Genomic DNA, 364 nt, shown 5'->3' with positions numbered 1-364 from the left:
CGATTTCCCGGTCTGACACAAAGTTACCTTGCAGACGGACAGGTTTTCCCGATCCGTTTTCCAAAAAGAGCATATCCCCTTTTCCGAGAAGCTTTTCTGCACCGGCTATGTCGATAATTGTTCGGGAATCAACCTGGCTTGAGACAGAAAAGGCGATTCTCGTTGGGATATTCGCCTTAATCAGACCTGTAATGACATCAACTGACGGACGCTGAGTTGCGACGAGAAGATGGATACCGCACGCTCTGGCTTTTTGGGCGATCCGCGCAATGCTTTCTTCCACATCGTTTGGAGCCACCATCATCAAATCTGCAAGCTCATCAATAATGACAACTAAATATGGCAGCTTTTCACCCATTTGGTG

General features: G+C 47.5%; 1 protein-coding gene. It reads right to left on the bottom strand.

Annotation, left to right across the window (positions count from 1 at the left end; genetic code table 11):
- A partial coding sequence (locus ACWF4Z_RS38385) for an FtsK/SpoIIIE domain-containing protein (protein ID WP_452248118.1) occupies positions 1 to 364 on the bottom strand: 364 nt, incomplete at both ends.

Source organism: Kribbella sp. NPDC055071, assembly GCF_053608045.1.
The sequence above is the reverse complement of the archived record's forward strand: the minus strand, read 5'-3'. Positions and strand labels throughout refer to the sequence as shown.